Origin of the sequence: Staphylococcus pasteuri, from assembly GCF_003970495.1 — a bacterium.
Taxonomy (GTDB): Bacteria; Bacillota; Bacilli; order Staphylococcales; family Staphylococcaceae; genus Staphylococcus; species Staphylococcus pasteuri.
The window spans coordinates 1-16,246 of record NZ_RXWW01000013.1 but is presented as its reverse complement, the minus strand read 5'-3'; the positions used below and the strand labels follow the sequence as shown (position 1 = coordinate 16,246).

At 28.6% G+C, this 16,246-nt stretch carries 15 protein-coding genes and 1 pseudogene; 10 read left to right on the top strand and 6 right to left on the bottom strand.

The window, feature by feature from the left end; genetic code table 11:
- Positions 1-11: 11 nt before the first annotated feature.
- The 5 genes and pseudogenes from CD121_RS01715 (at position 12) to CD121_RS01690 (ending at position 7,123) form a co-directional block, all read left to right on the top strand.
- Complete coding sequence (locus tag CD121_RS01715) at positions 12-1,388, top strand: MFS transporter (RefSeq protein WP_119622867.1); 1,377 nt, start codon at positions 12-14, stop codon at positions 1,386-1,388.
- A gap of 391 nt (positions 1,389-1,779) precedes the next feature.
- Complete coding sequence (gene galU, locus CD121_RS01710; protein WP_046467226.1) at positions 1,780-2,643, top strand: UTP--glucose-1-phosphate uridylyltransferase GalU; 864 nt, start codon at positions 1,780-1,782, stop codon at positions 2,641-2,643.
- Positions 2,644-2,660: 17 nt separating this feature from the next.
- Positions 2,661-5,687 (top strand): CDP-glycerol glycerophosphotransferase family protein, encoded by a 3,027-nt coding sequence (locus CD121_RS01705; RefSeq protein ID WP_126567345.1) that lies wholly within the window; start codon positions 2,661-2,663, stop codon positions 5,685-5,687.
- Positions 5,688-6,224: 537 nt separating this feature from the next.
- Positions 6,225-6,497 (top strand): annotated as a pseudogene (locus tag CD121_RS01695) (YxeA family protein); the annotation flags it as partial.
- Positions 6,494-7,123 carry a putative bacteriocin export ABC transporter gene (locus CD121_RS01690; RefSeq protein WP_126567344.1) on the top strand — a complete coding sequence of 210 codons (630 nt, stop codon included), beginning with the start codon at positions 6,494-6,496 and terminating at the stop codon, positions 7,121-7,123. The pseudogene CD121_RS01695 and the gene CD121_RS01690, both read left to right, overlap by 4 nt.
- Positions 7,124-7,243: 120 nt before the next feature.
- Here CD121_RS01690 and CD121_RS01685 read toward each other — a convergent pair whose 3' ends face one another.
- The 6 genes from CD121_RS01685 to CD121_RS01660 form a co-directional block, all read right to left on the bottom strand.
- Entirely contained in the window at positions 7,244-8,167 is a 924-nt protein-coding gene (locus tag CD121_RS01685) for a hypothetical protein (RefSeq protein WP_126567343.1), read from the bottom strand.
- Positions 8,168-8,191: 24 nt separating this feature from the next.
- The gene (locus CD121_RS01680; RefSeq protein WP_126567342.1) at positions 8,192-8,866 is read right to left on the bottom strand and encodes an ABC transporter ATP-binding protein; all 675 of its coding nucleotides are present in this window, start codon (positions 8,864-8,866) and stop codon (positions 8,192-8,194) included.
- Between the two features lie 15 nt (positions 8,867-8,881).
- Positions 8,882-9,802: an ABC transporter permease gene (locus tag CD121_RS01675; protein ID WP_126567341.1), complete on the bottom strand. Its 921-nt coding sequence runs from the start codon at positions 9,800-9,802 to the stop codon at positions 8,882-8,884.
- Complete coding sequence (locus CD121_RS01670; protein ID WP_029056237.1) at positions 9,799-10,965, bottom strand: ABC transporter permease; 1,167 nt, start codon at positions 10,963-10,965, stop codon at positions 9,799-9,801. The genes CD121_RS01675 and CD121_RS01670 overlap by 4 nt, the downstream gene beginning before the upstream one ends.
- A gap of 146 nt (positions 10,966-11,111) precedes the next feature.
- Positions 11,112-12,596: a DUF6583 family protein gene (locus tag CD121_RS01665; RefSeq protein ID WP_117239410.1), complete on the bottom strand. Its 1,485-nt coding sequence runs from the start codon at positions 12,594-12,596 to the stop codon at positions 11,112-11,114.
- Positions 12,597-12,698: 102 nt separating this feature from the next.
- Complete coding sequence (locus tag CD121_RS01660; RefSeq protein ID WP_108000626.1) at positions 12,699-13,310, bottom strand: DUF5067 domain-containing protein; 612 nt, start codon at positions 13,308-13,310, stop codon at positions 12,699-12,701.
- A 429-nt stretch (positions 13,311-13,739) separates the two neighbouring features.
- On the opposite strand from CD121_RS01660, the gene CD121_RS01655 reads away from it, so the two are divergent.
- From CD121_RS01655 to CD121_RS01635, 5 genes are all read left to right on the top strand, one after another.
- On the top strand, positions 13,740-14,198 hold the full coding sequence (locus CD121_RS01655; protein WP_181300440.1) for a DUF1433 domain-containing protein: 459 nt from the start codon (positions 13,740-13,742) through the stop codon (positions 14,196-14,198).
- Positions 14,199-14,502: 304 nt separating this feature from the next.
- Positions 14,503-14,967, top strand: coding sequence for a DUF5083 family protein (locus tag CD121_RS01650; protein WP_126567352.1), 465 nt, complete (start codon positions 14,503-14,505; stop codon positions 14,965-14,967).
- 14 nt (positions 14,968-14,981) lie between these two features.
- On the top strand, positions 14,982-15,356 hold the full coding sequence (locus CD121_RS01645) for a cystatin-like fold lipoprotein (protein WP_126567340.1): 375 nt from the start codon (positions 14,982-14,984) through the stop codon (positions 15,354-15,356).
- A gap of 18 nt (positions 15,357-15,374) precedes the next feature.
- On the top strand, positions 15,375-15,764 hold the full coding sequence (locus tag CD121_RS01640) for a DUF4064 domain-containing protein (protein ID WP_126567339.1): 390 nt from the start codon (positions 15,375-15,377) through the stop codon (positions 15,762-15,764).
- Position 15,765: 1 nt separating this feature from the next.
- Positions 15,766-16,158: a DUF5084 family protein gene (locus CD121_RS01635; RefSeq protein ID WP_126567338.1), complete on the top strand. Its 393-nt coding sequence runs from the start codon at positions 15,766-15,768 to the stop codon at positions 16,156-16,158.
- Positions 16,159-16,246: the final 88 nt, after the last annotated feature.

Below are 16,246 nucleotides of genomic sequence, written 5' to 3'. Positions count from 1 at the left end.
AGTGACTAGCTATGTCTGGAAATTACAAAAAAGGAAATCAATTAATACTAGCTATTATATTAGGGATTTTGACATATTGGTTGTTTGCTCAATCTCTCTTAAATATAGCGCCTCATGTGCAAAATGATTATCACGTTGATATGAGTATTATCAATATTGCAGTAAGTCTTACCTCACTATTAACTGGTGTGTTCATAGTTGTTGCAGGTGGACTCTCAGATAAAATAGGAAGAGTAAAAGTGACTAGAGCGGGACTAGTATTAAGTATATTAGGATCTATTTCCGTTATTATAACTAATATGCCGTTCTTCTTACTTACAGGACGTGTATTACAAGGTCTTTCAGCCGCTTGTTTATTACCAGCGACGATTGCGATTATTAACTCATTCTTCTCAGGTGAAGAACGTCAAAAAGCATTAAGTTTCTGGTCATTTGGCTCCTATGGTGGAACTGGACTAGCTTCTTTATTCGCTGGTGTAGTCGCAACATATGTAGGATGGCGTTGGATTTTTATCTTATCAATTATTTTTGCATTCATCGCAATGATATTGTTAAGAGGTACACCAGAGTCTAAAGATGAAACCGCACATAATAAGAAATTCGATATTATGGGTATTTTCATCTTCGTAATTATGATGTTGAGTATTAATATAGTTATTACACAAGGTACAAAATTAGGCTGGCTTAATCCTGTAATTATAGGTTTAATCGTAGTATTTATTATCACATTGTTTGCATTTTACATTTATGAACGTAAACAAAGAGAACCATTTATTGATTTTACGTTATTTTCAAACAAAATTTATATAGGTACAACGATTGCTAATTTAATGGTTAATACTGAAATTGGAGTGCTTGCATTATTCAATATTTATATGCAAGACGCCATGGGATTATCAGGAGCTCAAGCAGGATTAATTACCATTCCTTATATGGTCTGTAGTTTAATCATGGTTCGTGTAGGTGAACGTTTCATGCAAAAAAATGGACCTCAAATACCATTAATGTTTGGACCAATCACTATTGCTGTAGGAATTATTTTACTATCCATTACAGCCTTACCAAGTATAATTTATTATATCGTTTCAGTGATTGGGTTTATTTGCATAGGGTTAGGCTTAGGCTTCTTTGCAACACCAGCCTTATCAACAGCAGTATCAAACGTTCCAGAAGAAAAAGTAGGTACAGCATCAGGTATTATTAAAATGACATCAACATTAGGAGCAGCATTTGGTATCGCTGTTGTGACAACTGTTTATTCAACAATTAGTATTTATAACGATACCCATTTTGCAGCAACAATCGCATTTATAGTAGGTGCTTGTATGGTATTAGTCGCATTTATCGCCGCATTTATTTTAGTACCAAAACGAAATGTAGAAGTATAGATCATAAAATAAGCAATTTGTATTTAAAAGAGGGATTTAGTAGCTCGATGTAGCTGCTAAATTCTTTTTTTTAGAGAATATTTATTTTCAGAAAATAGAATATTAGTTTAATAACTAGAAAAACTGATTTTGTATTTAATATTGGAAATCAGTTTTTTATTTGACTAAATAATTTGAGTTGTCTAACAATATAGACTTGTGCAATTTTTATAAAAAAATAATGCTAATAAATTATGAAACAATGTGATATTATAATGTAGTGTAAAAACATTACTTTTAATGAAAAGAATAAATATTTGAATTCAATATATATATAACACTTGTATATATTAATAATCTAATAAACGATTTATGCTAATACTTAAAAGTTATTTGAAGGGGAGTTAATTAAATGAGGGTCAAAAAAGCAATTATTCCAGCAGCTGGTTTGGGTACTAGATTTTTACCAGCAACAAAAGCAATGCCGAAAGAAATGCTTCCAATTCTAGATAAACCAACTATTCAATACATCGTTGAAGAAGCATCAAGAGCAGGTATCGAAGACATTATTATCGTTACAGGTAAACATAAACGTGCGATTGAAGACCACTTTGATAACCAAAAAGAACTAGAAATGGTTCTAGAAGAAAAAGGTAAAAATGATTTATTAGAAAGAGTTCAATACTCAACAGATTTAGCTAATATCTTTTACGTTAGACAAAAGGAACAAAAAGGTTTAGGTCATGCCATCCACACAGCACGTCAATTTATTGGCGATGAACCATTTGCAGTGTTATTAGGCGATGACATTGTTGAATCTGAAACACCTGCCATCAAACAATTAATGGATGTTTACGATGAAACAGGTAAATCTGTTATTGGTGTACAAGAAGTTGCACCCGAAGATACGCACCGTTACGGTATCATCGACCCATTAGAACAATCAGGATTACGTTATGAAGTTAAAAAATTCGTAGAAAAACCTAAACAAGGTACAGCACCATCAAACTTAGCCATCATGGGTCGCTATGTGTTAACACCAGAAATCTTCGACTACCTTGAAACACAAGAAGAAGGCGCAGGAAATGAAATTCAATTAACTGACGCAATCGAACGTATGAACACAGAAAGCCAAGTGTACGCATATGACTTCGAAGGTAATCGTTATGACGTTGGTGAAAAATTAGGATTCGTTAAAACAACGATCGAATATGCATTAAAAGATGAAGACATGAAAGACGATTTAAAAAAATATATTAGAGAATTGAATGTATAAAATTTAGGAGAACAAAATTGAAAAAGATAGATATTAAAACAAAGGTTGATAATTATAAAAAAAATAAAGGTAAATTTGTTTATATAGAAAGTAGAAGAAAGAAAAAAATACAAAAAAATTATTTTGTATTAGAGTCAACACACGGGGACTCTGTTGGTGGTCATATTTTTTATCTCATTAAGGAAATTCAAAAACAAGTTGAAAAATGTAAAGTTTTTTTAGTATCAAAACAACCAGAAAAACATAAAAAATTCCTTGAAGAAAAAGGTTTTAGTAATATTCAAATTGTTAAACATTTGTCTGAAGAATATTATGAATTATTAGCTGTTGCAGAGTATTTAATCAATGATACAACATTTTATCCATTTTTTAATAAGAGAAAAGATCAAAAATATTACATAATTTGGCATGGAACCCCATTGAAGAATATGGGAAAAGATATGGAAATAGTGGTAGACGTTGCTAATGTACAAAGAAACTTTTATATGGCAGATAAAATTATTGTTAGTAACGAACATACAAAAGATGTTCTTGTTGAATCACATAATTTAAAAAATGTTTACCCAGGTAAAGTTGTTGTAGGTCCATCACCTAGAAATAGTGTATTTTTTGATAAAGCATTGAGAGAAAAGGTTAGGGAAGATTTAGAACTTGTAAATAAAAAAGTAATTAGCTATATGCCGACATGGCGAGGAACGGTAGGTAAAGTTAGAAAATCTTCCGAAGTAGAAAAAATGCTTAATTATTTAGATAAATTCTTAGATGAAAATACTATATTATACGTTAAGTTACACGACTTTGAGAAAAATAGCATAAAGAATACTTATAGGAATATACGTTTCTTCCCAGACAATTATGAGACATATGAATTTTTGACAGCAACTGATGCATTGATAACAGACTATTCTTCAGTAATGTATGATTATTTAAATTTAAATAAACCGGTAATTTTGTATACATATGATTTAGAGGAATATGCGAATACAAGAGGAATGTATGAAGATTTAACTGAGTATCCATTTGTAAATACTGAGACTCTAGAAGATTTAGAAAGAGCTATTAATAAAGTAGATAGTGAGATTAATTATGCTAATATGAAACAAAGATTTACTAAATATGATCATCACACAGGTTCTTTCAAAATAACTAAAAATATATTAAATGGTTATACTGATGATTCAATTTTGGAATACGATATCCATAATGGAAAAGAAACTGTTGCCATTTTAAGTGGTGGATTTTGGAATAATGGCGTAACTACTGCTCTAATTAACACTTTAGAAAATATTGATACAACTAAACGAAATTACATATGTTTCTTTGAGAAGTCTAAAGTAAAGCCTGAACATTATTATAGATTATTAAATCTTCCAGAAAATGTTCTTTTTTATCCAACTACTGGTGAATTAAATGGAAACTTACAAGATCGTTTATTAGTTAAAAAATATTTATGGGATGAAACATACTCTGCCAAAGCCCGTCAAAAACAATTAAAAAGAATATATAAAGAAGAGTTCACGAGATTGTTTGGTGATGTGAAAATTGACTGGATGATTCATTATACTGGCTTTGAACGTAAAGAGGCAGAAATGATGAGACATATTGATGCTAAAACAGCTATTTGGGTACATACAGATATGTTTGAAGAATATAAAGCTAAAAGTAATTTCAGTCGAAAAATTGTATTTGGTGCATACAAAGATGTGGATAAAATTGTTTTAGTGCATAATAACTTAAAAGAAAATCTAGTGAAAAACATCAAAGGAATTAGCGACAAAATTACGACAGTAAATAATTTCTTAGGTGAAAACAGAACACGTAATCTAGGAAATGAGGGCTTATTTAATTCGTTAGAAGGTGTTAAAGTAGATTATTCATTTAATGATAATGCCTATAAATCTAAGAATCAAATGTACCTAGAACAATTTAAAGAGGATATCCAAACATTGTTAGATGAAGTAAAAAATAAGAAAAATATAAACTTCCAATTGGTATTAGATAAAATTGTCGAATTAAGTATGGATTATAAAGTAAGTGATTATTTAACTCATGTGGTTAATAAAGAAATAGAAATGATTAACCAATCAGTTAATAACTTGAAAAATATATTTAATGATAATGAAGATTTAGCTTATAAGCTAGCTTTTGAAGAATTTGAAAAAGAAATACTACCTAAACTTAAAGACAAAGAAGATGAACTTCACTTTGATTTTCCTGATTTAAATGAAAAATTAGAACAATATAGAATAAGTACTATTGAAGAAGATGAAGCTGAGGAAGATATTGAAGTGAATAAACAGAACCACAAATTGTCTTCTCATGCTAAAAAGTTAATTTTAGATAGTTATCAAACGTTAAAGAGAGAAAAAGATTTATCAACTAAATTTAATGATTTGTTTGAAGGACAATTTGATAAAATAAATGATTATATTAATCAATATGTATTAGAAAATGAAAATCAATTATCTAAAAAGCCGATATTTGATTTTTACAATCATTTTAGAATATCTAAAGTGAAACTGTTAAATGCTATTTATAATAAAGATGTTAAAGTGTATATAAATATAGGAAGATACGACTACCAAAAAGGACACGATAAGTTAATCGAAGCCTTTGAAGATTTATATGAAGTGAATCAAAATATATTTTTAGTTTTAGTTTGTCCACACGGGCCATTAAAAAGTAAAACGATTAATAGAGTACGAAACTCATCTGCCAGAGAATGCATTGTTATTTTAGGTGGTATGAATAATCCATACCCACTATTATCACATTGTGATGCATTCGTTTTATCCTCAAATTATGAAGGATTAGGGTTAGTCGTTTATGAGGCATTAGCATTAAAAACAGATGTAATTACTGTAGATCTTCCAGAAACGATACAATACTTAGAAGAAAATCAAGCTATTATTGTTGATAATAATGCTAAAGGTATTTATAACGGATTATACAAACATAGATATAATCAATATGATATTAAAGAATTCGATTTCGAACCATTAAGACAATCATCTATTAAAGAATTTGAAAATGTATTCAAATGATGTATTTATTATGACTTTCTATGTAAAGAGAACAAATATGTATATGAAATGGTCAATCATTGGTAGGTCATTTAAGGATAGCGTTTTTTAATGGAGAGAAATATAAGAATATAAAAAAGTGGCTTACTTAAAGGTAGGCCATTTTTTTCGTAAAAAAATCGTTTATTATTATCAGAATATTTAGTATAATCAAAAGAAGGCAAATCATTAATGAAAATAGACATCGATACAGCATAAGAGGTACAACATGAAATGGTTTAAGATAATATTAGACATCACGGTATTACTATTAATATCAACACTTTTATTCTTATATACATATAAAGAAAATGAACAATTGTTACCTAGTAGTAAATATATAGTTGAAGTCACTGACTGGGATCATCAATATAATAAAAAAGAGATTTTTGATACAATCACAAAATTTGCTAAAAAAGAACATATTGCAATATATAAAGTGATTACTAATTATCAAAATAAGAAGATAAATAAAGATATATATGTCTTTAATCCAACTCAACAAACTTCGCTTAATTCCTTGTATTCACTTTTGTACATCATCCAATTATTGACCGTGTTAATCCATTACTCAAAATGGAAGACGACTATGCTAAAGTACCTAAAGATACGCAGTATTATGAAAATATTTCCGTGTTCAACAAAGATGGTAAAAAATTGGATTATAAACTTACATTTAATGGATATGACCCTGATAAAGAATATGTGAAAGTCACGCATAAAGGACAATATGTAAGAAAAATCACATATGTTAAAGAAGCGAATATGCCAAAAGAGGTTAAATCCCAATGACAATACAATTGAATCATCTATCAATTCACAAAGATAACTATCATATATTTGAAGATATTAACTTAACATTAGAATATGGAAAATCATACGCTTTAATCGGAACAAGTGGATGTGGTAAATCAACATTGTTAAACACCATTGCCGGCATTGAAAAAGTCGATAAAGAACAAATAGTATTTGATGGCCAAATACAAAAGTTTAATGCGAAATTTTATAGAGAACAATTGGGTTATTTATTTCAAAATTATGGTTTAGTAGATAACTTATCTATTGATGAAAATTTAGACATCGGACTTGCTTATAAAAAGTTATCCAAAAGAGAAAAAGAAGCATTAAAGTCGAAATATTTAAGTCAATTTGGTCTGACAGAAAATAAAAAGAGAAAGGTTCATACTTTGAGTGGTGGCGAACAGCAACGCGTAGCTTTAATAAGATTGATGTTGAAAGAACCATCGATTATATTAGCTGATGAACCTACAGGAGCCTTAGACCCTGAAACTGGAAAGTTGATTATACAATTATTACTCAATTTGGTAGATAAAAATAATATATTGATAATGGCAACACATGATATGAATATCGCTTCCCAATGCGATGAAGTGATTGATTTAACGAAATTAGCATAATTTGAAAACATTTCTAATGATTAAAGAAAATCCTCAACTCGAAATACAAGTCTCTCAGAACTAGCAGATTACTCTAGTTACAAGGGATTATGTTAAAACAAGTTGAGGATATTTTTATTTCTATAATGCTTCTTTGAGTGCTTCTTTCATAGCAACATAAGCATAGTTACCAAAGTCTGCTTGTGCACTTTCAAAAGGAGCTCCATTAACACTCACTACTTCATGATTTTTATCTTTATCATACTTAACAGGTGAGAAATTAAAATAAGCTAAATAGTTAGAAGCGGATTTTTCGTCTTTGTCCTTTTCGCCTTTAACTAATACTGACACATTAGTTACTGGAAGTGCTTCATATTTCATTTGAGCTACACTATATGGTACAGGTTTTGATTGGTTAAGTTTTAATAATTGGTTTAGATTTTTAACTTTAGTGAAATCTTTATTTTCTACAGCATCACTAAATTTTACATGATATAGGCCTGGTTCTACAGAAGCATAAACAAGTTTACCGTCTTTATATTTAGTCATGATTTCAGTATAATATTCCGGGTAATTTGTGTTGCCAACTTTTTTGCCAGATCCAGTGACATACCAATAATTAACTTGCTTAATACCATCTTCGCCAGCATCCATTTTTTGACGTTTTACATCTTTTTTATCTTTGAAAAATGCATCAACATCACTTAATGAAGAACCTTTAGATTCTTTAGTATATTTATAATCAGCAAGCTTTACTTTATCCATTAATTTCTTATAATCTTTCCAACCTTGCATTCCTTTTTTATTAGTGAAAGTTTTATCTGTCATAATTGGATCTAGTTTATTAAGCATAGAGATTGTTTTTTGTTTACTATATTTTTTCTTAGCTTCTTCATACGCTTCACTATTGTCATCGTATTCTTTAAAACGTTCACTTTTACTTTTAGCTTTAGATTCTGATTTTTTCTGATCATTTTTATGTGAATCTTTATCGTTATTATTACTGCTACAACCTGCTAAACATAACGCTAAGGCTAAAATAACTACACTAATTAATTTTTTCATAATAATTTCTCCTTTAACTATGTTTTAAGTTAATGCATTATTATATTTTTCATAGGGCCAATGTTTATCTTCTAGTACTTCCTGATAAAAGGGGTTTTGCCCGATAAGTTTAATTTCATCTGCTAAAACTTCTACTTCGTCTAAATGATGTGTAGTCATGATAATTAAACAATGTGATTTTAATTGTGCTAATAGGCGGTGTATATCATATCTTGACTCAAGATCGATTCCAACGGTTGGTTCATCAAGTATTAAAATATGAGGATTACTGAGCAATCCAATTAAAATATTAATTTTACGTTTATTACCACCTGATAAATTGGAAACTTTAACTTTAGTTTCTTTAAAATTTAATTGTGATAAATAATCTTGTATTGTCTCTTCTGATACAGGATTATTACACAGTGACTTGAAAAAGTTGATATTTTCATTAACCGTCATATGTTCAAAAAGTGCGATATCTTGAGGAACATAACCGACCATATCTCTAATATGACGTTTAGTTAGTGTTTGATTAAAATAATGTATGGAACCAGAATCTACCTTTTCAATACCAGCAATTAAACGTAATAAGGTTGATTTCCCAGCACCATTTTCTCCTAATAAAATAGTAATTTGATTATCTTGAATTTGCATATTGAGTTTATCGAAAATATGTTTATTTCTATAACTTTTACTTACGTCATTAATGTTTATCATCTAGTTCACACTCCTTTACAATTGAATCCATAGATAAATGACACTCATAACAATGGCATAGACAATAGCCATAAAAATACGATGACTCAGTACATTAACTTTAAATAGTAATAAAGCAATGCCCAATTCGTAAATAACTAATATGAGTAATGATTTTAAATAAAAGAATATGCTTAATGGTTGATGAATAACTAAGCTAATGCCAATGAGTATAATTATTAAAATAAAAACATGTGTAACGACATACGTACTATAAAGTTTAAGTTGACTATGATTAGTTAGGAAAAGTCGCTGTAATGGTGCGTTTTGTTTGAGACGCTGATGTAATAAAATTTGAATGGTACTAACCATGATGACACATGCAAATACAACACCAATGGAGATAGATTGATTTGCGTTTTGAGTTATAGAATGCGTTGTTAATTGTGATTTAGGTGTATCTTTATAATATTGATTTTGGATATCTGAGTGAGATTTTGTTTGATTCATATCGTATAAGTGTTCTTGAATGATATATGGTATCTGTTGTTCATATAAAGAACGACTCACAATTTCGACAGCTATACTACCAATAAAATCATCTCGTCCATACAAAGGGATTGAGGATTTTAAATTATTGTTTTTTAGTTTACTATTGAAATCATTGGGGATTTGCAGACTTACCATAACTTCTTTTTTCTTAACCAAGTCATCAATATAAAAATCGTCTTTAGATAAATGTTGAATTTCTACGTATGGACTTGAATCCATTTGATGAATCAGTTGTTTAGATGCTTTACTGTGACTCATATCTTGGACTGCAATTGGAATTTTAAACGTTTGACTTGCAGATTTGTGAGCGATCCATAATGCACCTAATGCCAGCATAATCGTCAAAATAAATATAAAATAAGCGAACCATTGCTTTTTAATAACGAGTTGGATATACGGTTTCATCGACGATACCTCCAAGCAAGTATGATTAGCAATGCTAAAATTAATACAATTAAACTAAAATAGAACGCTGGATGTGAATCTAAAATATAGTTGTTTAAAGTAATTTCTAGCATTTGATTCGTTACTAAACTAAACGGTTGGCTAATTAAAACATCATTCAATATATGTTGGAAGAAAATAGTAGGAATAGTAATCCCTGAAAATCCAATAATGAGTATGCTTAGACTAACTTTTAGGAGTAAATTCAACCAAGATTTTGATACTAAATCAATAATGATGAGACATAAGACCAAAATCGTGACCAAATATACTAATTGGATGGCTACCGTAGGCCAATTATATGTTCTGAAAGCACTATGCAAAGCAGATTGAATCCAAACAAAACCTATTGCTGACCACAACAAGGTATAAAACCAAGAGATGAATCCACGTACAAGTGTTAACTTTTCAAAAGAAAAATGAAACATTTGTAAACGTTCTTTAAGTGCTGATTCTTGATTCATTTTCAAAACGGTGAAAAGTGATAAACAAAGAACAAATATGGAAAGTAGATAGCCAGTAACAACATAATAACTTCCAGTGTCATAAATATGGATAGATTCATAATCAAAGGAACCAGTACGATTAAGTCCGGTAAACAACATGTCTGTCATAGTCATTAATGTATCTTGGTCTGATGGTTTGTCAGCAAGATGTGAAAAACTTAGTATTCCTCCCATAGATAGCATTAGACGGTCATATACTGAATGGGTGAGTTGATTTATCACTACACTTTTAGTGGATTGTTTGTCATATGTATAAACTGAAATAGGAAGCCTACCATTTTTATAAAAAGCTTTTGTCATACCCTTATCAAAGACAAAATAACCTTGTAATTTTTGTTGTTTTAATAATTGATGTGCTTCATTTTCATTATATTTTTTCAATGATACATTCTTTCCTAAATTGCTACCTTTACCAACAGATCCTAAAATAAGTTGTGTTTCTTTGGATTGATCTTTATCTACAATGCCAATAGTAAACTTAGATTCATTTTTATTGATATGTTGAATAGTAGTTAAAGTGACAATAAGTGCAATTATGATTAATAGTAAATACACAAATAAGTACCACTTTTTTAATAAAAAAGAGTGGTAAATATGAAACAACTTTAATGAATTCAAATAACCACTCCTAATAATAATATAAAGAGGGTAGGACAGCTGTCCCACCCCTTATGCTTGCTGATTTGTCCTTGAATATTTACATGGATAGGGGGCGATTAGCCAACATATTTAAAAATACATTAAATACACAAAAATAATTGAAATTAGTCATCCAATTTTTTCTCTACTTTTTTAAATGTATCCTTACCTTTTTTCTCCATTTCTTTACTTAATTTTTCTTTGTCTTTTTTAGATAATGAGTTGAAGTCTTTTGCACCGTCAGTATTGAAATTAATTTTTTCTTTAAGTTTAGTATTGGCATTAATAATAATATTAATTGGTTCGCCATCTAGCTTGAATTCAACATTTAACTTTTGCTTTTGTTGGTTATTCTTCGCGTCTGTGTCTAAGTTGTTTTCATAGTCGATATCATAATTATCTGTACCATCATCAATAGTTAATGTACCAGCGTCTTTACGTTTTGAGTCATTTTGAGTCTCTTTGTTATCGATATCGAGTGAATAGCGGTCATAATCGATGCTACTAGTTAATGTATATTGATCTTTGTACTTATCATCTTTCTTTTTAGAAGAGCCTTTAATTTCAAATGAATTATCATTTCCTGTTACTTTATAATTCACTTTTAGGTTATCATCAATTTTATTTGTACCTTTGATGTTCATCTTTTTATCATCGGAATCAATAATTGTGATATCACGTTTGAGAATTTGATGTTTTTCCTGATAGATAGTTGATTTAATTTTAGGGAAATCTTTATCTTGTGCGTCTTTAGCATCTTTCAAAGCATCTTTAATTGATTTGTTGTATTCTTTTTCATTCATATTTGAAAGTCTCAATAACTCTTTATCATCTTTTGCTTTTTTCAAAACTGCTACTGTTATGTTCTTAGCTTTTTCTCTACTAATTGATAAAGTAACTGGTTTGATTTTCTTAGTTTCCCCATCAATTTTCACTTTTTCTTTATCACCTTTTTTGAAATCATCATCATCTAATTTATCAGTGATTAAATCAGTATACCGTTTTGTTACTTTATCGATATCGTCTTGACGAGTATGTAGAACACCAAGTTGATTATTCAAATTGAAGTTTACATTTGAATAACCTTGTTCTTTCAGTTTAGAAGCGTCTGTTCCTTGTATTTCAGCTAAAGTATCAATGATTTCATTATTTTTAACACTATAAACACCTTTGAAGAAAGGTGATTCATAATATTGATTTTTATCATCTGCACTAGCTTGAAACTTACCAATTTCTTCATCAACTAGAGTAGGTGCTATATTGACGATACTCTTTTTACTTTCTGGATCGTGTCCGACAGTACCTTTAATTTTTGAACCATCGACTACGGATTTGGGCAAACCTAAGTCTTCTATGTAATCTTTAGGTGCATCTGCAGTAACTTCAAATTTAGATAAGAAAGAATTATCATTATATTTTTCTTGGAATTTCATTTCATTTTTGAAACGATCATTAATATATGAATCTAAGTTCTTAGCGGTTTTCTTTTCGCTTAATAAATATGAATTTTTTGGTGTATTCGTAATAAAAGCATAAACACCCCAAGCAATTCCTAGTACTAGTAATAGTCCAATTACTATGGGTAAAATGATTTTTAATTTTTTCGACATTGTATATCCTCCCAAAATGTACGTTATCCCAATTAAAAATAGCTATATTTAGCAAAAATGACCAAATAATTGCGAGCAATTTATTCAGTCACTTTACTGGTATTATTTTAACTTGATTTCTTTTTTAGCAAGGTTATCATTGCTGTAGTCATCTGGATCTTTAACTTGTAATGTCACAGGTGTTTTTGTATCTTTTAATTTATAGAACTTAACAGCTTTAACTTTACCGCCTTTATTAATTTCATCAGTACCGTTTTCACCGTATTTTCTATCTAATTCGCTATCGTAAGCGTCCCCAGTTTTTAATTCTCTCTTAACATCTTTAGAATCTTGATATGCTTCAAAACTCATATCAAATGCTGATGATGCTGTTACATCTTCTTTGTCAGTTTTCTTTTTAACACCATAAACAATAGCAATATTTGGTTTATCATCGTCTGCATATTTGCTTGCATCGACAATTTGAGTGTCTAAAATTTCAACATCAAAGTTTTTACTTGATAATTTATCATCTTTGAAAGAAGAATCTGATTTCTTTTTATCATCTGAAGAAGAATCAACTTTTACAGAATCTGTGTCTCCTGAATCCTTTTTACTTTCTGATGATTTGTTAGAAGAATCGTTACTTGATGAATCTTTAGAAGAATCATCCTTACCACCACATGCGGCTAATACTAATACTGACGCAAATAGTAACGCTAGTAATTTTTTCATAATTAAACCTCCCAATATTATAAAATAAATAGTATGTAATGAAAATATTCACTTATTAATATTAAATGAATAATAAAATAACGAATATTTATGGTAATTAGTATAGCATTTAATTGTTACTAAAGTAATACTTTATTTTAAAAATATTTACGTTAAAATATATTGATGGCCTGAATGAATAAAACTAAAATAATTAGTTATATTTTAAAATATAATGATTTTTATTTTAAATTTAAATACAGTGCATTCAATAGCATTAAATTCAATTTTGGATAATGGAATTGAGTCATTTCTAGATAAATTTATAGATTAAAAGGATCATTCATTACGTGAATCATTTAATGAGATTAATGACTTTAGTTGATTGCTAGAATGGTTTAAAAATTTGGGGAATATCTAATTATGAGGCATTACTTCAGGGGGATAAATATGAAAAGATTCGCATTAATACTGAGAATATTTGCTATTTTGGTTCTCGTTGAAATTATCATTTTTATAGGTGCATTATGTACTCATTTATATTTTCAGCATCAATATATTCAGAAAGAAGAAAAACGAATTGAATTGTTTTTAAAATATAATTTTAAAAATATTAATAGCACAACAGTATATAAGAGCAATAGTGATTCACCGCTAGGAAGTTACAATATTATCGTCCGTATTAATGGAGATAAAAATAAAGAATTAAGCTATGATGCTGAATGTGGTAACTATAATCCAAAATTTAATGGAGAAGATTATATTTTAAACGGTAATCTAAAAAAGCAGAAAGCAAATAGAAAGATAAAATCTGTAAAAGAGATATTAAAAGAAAGAAATGCCAATACTGTGAATGATGCCTTAAGAAAAATACAATCGGAAGGTGAACAACATGAAGAGAATAACTAAGCGCAAGACATTAATGCTTATTGCTATTCTATCAACAATAATGAGCAGTTTCGTAATACTGATAACTGTATGTAGTATGTTGATTGTTTTTGTTTGGGGATTATTTCCATATTGGACGCCTATTGCATCAGCAATTGTTGTCTTGGGCAGTTTTATATTATCTTTTTCATTAAAATATATTAAACATAAATATCTAAAGTTTTTCATTTCAGTACATATAATAGCGAATTTTCTATTGTTTTTTGTAAATATAATTTCAATTTGCTTAGTACAATTAATTTAAAAATATGATTTTTAAGGAGATATTAAAAGGATAAATAAGTTATGTTTATCATTTGAAGCTATCCCATTTATTATGTTTTGGTTATTATTATTCGCACCTATTATAGCAAGCATAATAAACAATCGATTACAATATGGTAGAGATTTTAGTGATAAGGTAGGTTTTTATTCATACATATCAATTATGATTATATATGTCCTAACCATAATATTAGAGATTGTTTTTTATTTAGTTAGTTTAAAAAAATTTCAATATGACAAAACTAATATTGAGTTAGCGAATAGAGTGAAGGTCACAAAATTACTATCAATTTTATATATGATACCCGGTTTATACGTTATTCCATTAAGTTTTAGATTTTTGCATGTTAGATCGTTTAGAGAAAATAAAAAGTCCGGACAACCTGCTTATCATTTTTGGGAATATTTTATAAAACCAAGCAGCAAACCATTTGAGTTAAAAGACATTTTTACCAAAAACCGTTGATTAAGGAGATAATAATGAAAAAATTTATTTTAGGTGTTTTAGTTATATTGATAAGTATATTGAATAGTGGTTGTAATGATAATCAAGAGGAAAACAAATATCAAAGTAAAATAAATAAAATTATGGAAATTCAGCAAGAAACACATAAAGAAATGGTTAAAAAGGATGATGAATTTATACCAGAATTTGATAAAGATAAAGTAAATACATACGTGTTTGATGATGGTAAACTTATTATAATAAGTTATAAAGCATTCAAAAATAGTGGTAATCTGTTTTTTATACCTTATGTATTTAAAGATGACAAAATATACTATAAAGAGCACTTCGACGCAAAAACATATGTTAAAGAACATAAGCCTAACTATAAAAATATCAAAGTAAAATAAATTTAAAGGAGTAGAAAAATGGAAAAATTAATCAAAGTGACATCTTTAATTGGGGTAATAATACAAAGCTTTTTAACTTTATTATTTTTATTGTTTTTAATACTTTCAGCAACAGGTGTGATGCATCCAGAATTAACTACAACAGTGAACGGTGAACAAACAGTTCAAAGTCCAGAAACAGCTCAAACAACATTTGTTACTATATTTGCTATTTTCTTTGTTATTTCTTTAGTTTCGGATTTATTAGGTATTATTGCTATGAAAAAGATATTTGTTAACAATAAAGTGAGCGGAGTTTTACATATTATTGGAGCAATTATCAGTGCTAATTTATTAACTTTTATTGCTTGGTTAATAAGTGGAATTTCAATATTAAGCTATAAAAAATCAAATAAAGAAGTGTATTAGTATGAAATATGCATGGTGGGTACTTTTAACAATTGCAGGAATATTAAGTTTAACTAGTGTTTATGGATTCATTTTATTTGTTGGTAGTTTTGGAATGTTGGCACTAAATATCATGTGGTTATTTGTTTATACGCCTCATAAAAACACAAAAGCACTTGAATCTATATCTAAACCAACAATATATTTATCAATTATTGGAACATACGCTGTGTTTATATTTATGACTATTCTATTTTACTTTGTAATGAGTGATGTTTTTAAGAATATTGGAGTCCAATTGTATGGACAAAACTTTGGTATTTTGGGTTTAACACAGTTCATATTTGGTATTATCTTATTTTCTATAGGAACTGGGATAGTATTTAAAATACAACGAAGCAGATTAAATCAATAACTTGACCTTGTAAAATATTGAGAAAAAATTATCTTATTTTATTTGCAATTTGAGACTAAACAACTAAATATTGTTTAGTATCTATTTT

What these genes read in the sequence shown, in the direction of transcription:
- galU (WP_046467226.1), top strand. Translation starts at nt 1,780, where the DNA reads ATGAGGGTCAAAAAAGCAATTATTCCAGCAGCTGGTTTGGGTACTAGA.
- CD121_RS01685 (WP_126567343.1), bottom strand. Translation starts at nt 8,167, where the DNA reads ATGAAAAAATTAATTAGTGTAGTTATTTTAGCCTTAGCGTTATGTTTA.
- CD121_RS01655 (WP_181300440.1), top strand. Translation starts at nt 13,740, where the DNA reads ATGAAAAGATTCGCATTAATACTGAGAATATTTGCTATTTTGGTTCTC.
- CD121_RS01675 (WP_126567341.1), bottom strand. Translation starts at nt 9,802, where the DNA reads ATGAAACCGTATATCCAACTCGTTATTAAAAAGCAATGGTTCGCTTAT.
- CD121_RS01640 (WP_126567339.1), top strand. Translation starts at nt 15,375, where the DNA reads ATGGAAAAATTAATCAAAGTGACATCTTTAATTGGGGTAATAATACAA.
- CD121_RS01690 (WP_126567344.1), top strand. Translation starts at nt 6,494, where the DNA reads ATGACAATACAATTGAATCATCTATCAATTCACAAAGATAACTATCAT.
- CD121_RS01660 (WP_108000626.1), bottom strand. Translation starts at nt 13,310, where the DNA reads ATGAAAAAATTACTAGCGTTACTATTTGCGTCAGTATTAGTATTAGCC.
- CD121_RS01635 (WP_126567338.1), top strand. Translation starts at nt 15,766, where the DNA reads ATGAAATATGCATGGTGGGTACTTTTAACAATTGCAGGAATATTAAGT.
- CD121_RS01665 (WP_117239410.1), bottom strand. Translation starts at nt 12,596, where the DNA reads ATGTCGAAAAAATTAAAAATCATTTTACCCATAGTAATTGGACTATTA.
- CD121_RS01645 (WP_126567340.1), top strand. Translation starts at nt 14,982, where the DNA reads ATGAAAAAATTTATTTTAGGTGTTTTAGTTATATTGATAAGTATATTG.
- CD121_RS01680 (WP_126567342.1), bottom strand. Translation starts at nt 8,866, where the DNA reads ATGATAAACATTAATGACGTAAGTAAAAGTTATAGAAATAAACATATT.
- CD121_RS01715 (WP_119622867.1), top strand. Translation starts at nt 12, where the DNA reads ATGTCTGGAAATTACAAAAAAGGAAATCAATTAATACTAGCTATTATA.